This window comes from Limosilactobacillus kribbianus, assembly GCF_026413145.1.
GTDB classification, from domain to species: Bacteria; Bacillota; Bacilli; order Lactobacillales; family Lactobacillaceae; genus Limosilactobacillus; species Limosilactobacillus kribbianus.
In genome coordinates this window covers 1-3,121 of sequence record NZ_JAOVYZ010000087.1, presented here as the reverse complement: position 1 = coordinate 3,121, position 3,121 = coordinate 1, and the positions used below count along the sequence as shown (strand labels likewise).

Annotated in this window: 3 protein-coding genes; all 3 read left to right on the top strand. The window is 55.8% G+C overall.

All coding sequences use genetic code 11. The features are described from left to right. Positions 1 to 129: 129 nt before the first annotated feature. The 3 genes from yidC to OCT58_RS10115 all read left to right on the top strand — a co-directional run bounded on the left by yidC (position 130) and on the right by OCT58_RS10115 (position 3,001). A complete protein-coding gene (gene yidC / locus OCT58_RS10125) occupies positions 130 to 1,071 on the top strand; it encodes a membrane protein insertase YidC (RefSeq protein ID WP_267202707.1) in 942 nt (313 codons plus the stop codon). Positions 1,072 to 1,142: 71 nt separating this feature from the next. Further along, positions 1,143 to 1,553: a peptide deformylase gene (locus OCT58_RS10120; RefSeq protein WP_267202706.1), complete on the top strand. Its 411-nt coding sequence runs from the start codon at positions 1,143 to 1,145 to the stop codon at positions 1,551 to 1,553. 137 nt (positions 1,554 to 1,690) lie between these two features. After that, entirely contained in the window at positions 1,691 to 3,001 is a 1,311-nt protein-coding gene (locus OCT58_RS10115; RefSeq protein ID WP_267202705.1) for an MATE family efflux transporter, read from the top strand. The last annotated feature ends 120 nt before the right edge of the window (positions 3,002 to 3,121 follow it).

The window sequence follows — 3,121 nt, the reverse complement described above, 5'->3', positions numbered from 1 at the left end:
GAATTTAACCTATACCAGTTGACCAAAGCCAATGATAATTAGAGGTTATCATGCGGTGACCAGAAAACAAGTTGTATAGTAGCAAAATCCGAAAGGATATATTTATAGAATACGAGGAGGATTAATTTAATGAAACACAAACGACTCACCGTGGTCGGTCTGATGACCACCATGCTCTTCTTGCTCAGCGGCTGTGTCCGCACCACGAAGAGCGGCCGGCCGTACGGTTTCGTCTATGACTACATGGCCAAGCCGATGCAGCACCTGATGGAATGGCTGGCCAGCCACCTGGGCAACAACTACGGCTGGGCAATCATCGTCATCGTCGTGGTCGTCCGGACGATCCTTTTGCCAGTGATGTTCTCGCAAATGAAGAAGTCCACGATCACCCAGGAAAAGATGGCCCAAATTCAACCGGCAATCAAGGCCCTTTCCGCCAAGCAAAAGGCCGCCAAGACGCCGGAAGAACAAGCCGCTGTCAGTCAACAGATGATGGCCCTCTACCGGGACAACAACGTCAGTCTGACCGGGGGGATTGGCTGTCTGCCGCTGCTGATCCAGCTGCCAGTCTTCGCCGCCCTCTACGCCGCGATTCGCTACTCCCCGGACCTCTACCACGCCACCTTCTTTGGCATCGCCCTCGGGAAGCCTAGTTTTCTCTTTGCCGTCCTGTCCTTCATCGCCTACGCCGTCCAGAGCTATCTCGGCCTGGTCGGGGTGCCGGAAGAACAGAAGAAGCAGATGAAGATGGCCATCTGGATGAGCCCAGTCATGACCTTCTTCATTTCGCTGACCTCCTCGGCCGGCCTGGGGCTCTACTTCTTCATCGGTGGGCTCTTTGCTATCCTGCAAACCCTGATGGTCAACGCCTACCGGCCACGGATTCGAAAGCAAATCGCTGCCGAAGCCAAGAAGCACCCGGTCAAAGTGCCAACGGTTGACCCACAGCCAAACACTAAGACAGCCGACGCCATTAGCCAGTTAAAAAAGAAATCAAATTCAGCTCAGCAGATGGCCCAGCGCAACCGGCAACGCAACGCCGGCAAGCAGCAACACCACAAGAAGAACTAGTAATCCGTTAACGGGACTGGGAATTGCTCTCAGCCCCGTTCTTTTATCACCAAAATTTTGGAGGAATGAATATGATTAAACCAATTGTCACCGACGTTCAGCAACTCAAGCAGCCCTCTGCACCAGCCAGTCGGCAGGACCTTTCAATCGGTCGGGACCTGATGGACACCCTGCGCGCCCACCAGGACCACTGCATCGGGATGGCCGCCAACATGATCGGCGAAGGCAAGCGCGTCATCATCGCCCAGCTGGGGCCCCTGCCGGTCGTGATGTTCAACCCGCAGATCACGGCCAAGGCCCGGCCTTACCAGACCAAGGAGGGTTGCCTTTCACTGTCCGGCGAACGGCCAACCCAACGCTTTGACCAGATTACCGTCCAGTTCTTCAACCAAAACTGGCAAAAACAATCCCTAACCCTCAGTGGCCTAGCCGCCGAGATCGTCCAGCACGAGGTCGACCATTGCAACGGAATCATTATTTAACATGCAAAGTCGGCTAAATATTGATAAGATAAAGAGCAAATAAGGGTCGCAAGATCGCCGGGTTTTGCAACAAATTAACAGTCGTTTTCCGACAGGCGTCCGCGTGCGGGGGAGGAAGACTAAGGGAGGAATTTTGCATGCCAACACAAACAATTGCCGGCGAGGTTCGTCACTATGTCTTGCGCAACGTCATCGCCAGCCTGGGGATGTCGATGTACGTGCTGATCGACACCCTCTTCATCTCGATTGCGGCCGGGGCGCTGGGGCTGACCGCCCTCAACCTAGTTCTGCCACTCTTCAACGTCTTCAACTGTCTCGGGCTCCTGCTCGGGGTCGGGGGCGCCACCATTTTTTCGCTCAACAAGGTCCTGCATCCGGAGCGGGTCCAGGACCTTTACAGCCAGCTGATCATCTTCGCGGCCGCCCTCGGGATCGTCCTCGCCGTTTTGATCAATGTTTTCGTCACCCCGGTCGTCAACTTTCTCGGCGCCAATGACCAGACCCGGCAGATGGCCACCATCTACCTGCGGATCTGTGCCTGCTCCGCCCCGCTTTACATGTGCAACTACATCTCGATTAACTTCGTCCGTAACGACGGCAATCCGACTCTGACCATGAAGGCCACCCTTACCGAGACCATCTCGGTGATCTTTATCGACTGGTTCTTCATCTTCGGCTGCGGGTTGAAGATGGAGGGGGCCGCATTGGCGGTGCTTTTCTCACCGGCCATCAGCCTGCTCGTCCTCAGTCGCCACCGCCACTTTGCCCAGCGACAACTCCAGCTCCACTGGTGCCGGCCGCAGTTAAAGACGATCGGCCGGGCCGCCAAGCTCGGGATCGCAGCGGCCTTGAACGAGCTCAGCACCGGGGTCAGCATCTACTTCTTCAACCACGTCCTGCTCCAGCTGGCGGACAACTACGCCGTGGCGGCCTACGGGGTGATCTCCAACATCGCCATCGTCGTCCTGGCCCTGGCCAACGGGGTCGCGCTCGGCGTTCAGCCGATCGCCAGCCGGGAATACGGGGAGAAGCACTTTACTAGCGTCACTGCCGCCCTCAAGACGGGGATGGTCATCACCTTGATCCTGGCAACTGTCAGCTTCCTGATCCTGATCATCTTCAAGCTGCCGATCATTGAGGTCTTCAACACCTCCCAGTCCAGCCAGCTGGTCCACTACGCCAGCGTCGGCCTGCCGATCTACTTCACCAGCGCCTTTTTCAGCGCCCTCAATCTCTTGTTCATTCTCTTCCTGACGGCGATCAACGCCGCCCGGGCCTCCTTCACCCTCTCGCTTCTGCGGGGATATTTGATTCTCTTGCCAGCGATCTTCATCCTGGCCGCAATTTTCGGAATCAACGGGGTCTGGGCCGCGATGCCGGTGACGGAGCTGCTCGTCTGCCTCGTTGCCGCCATCCTAGTTCGTCAACGGATCCAAAATTTTGAGTAAGGCAGATTGCAAGAAATAACTTGAACGAATTTAATGACGTAAATTAAGCAGGAAGATCTCGATTGGTGTGCGCCAGTTAAGACATTTAAGTGGCCGGGAATTCAGATACCAATTGATTTG

Excerpts from the sequence above, each read along its gene's own strand:
- yidC (WP_267202707.1), top strand. The coding sequence starts at position 130 with ATGAAACACAAACGACTCACCGTGGTCGGTCTGATGACCACCATGCTC.
- OCT58_RS10120 (WP_267202706.1), top strand. The coding sequence starts at position 1,143 with ATGATTAAACCAATTGTCACCGACGTTCAGCAACTCAAGCAGCCCTCT.
- OCT58_RS10115 (WP_267202705.1), top strand. The coding sequence starts at position 1,691 with ATGCCAACACAAACAATTGCCGGCGAGGTTCGTCACTATGTCTTGCGC.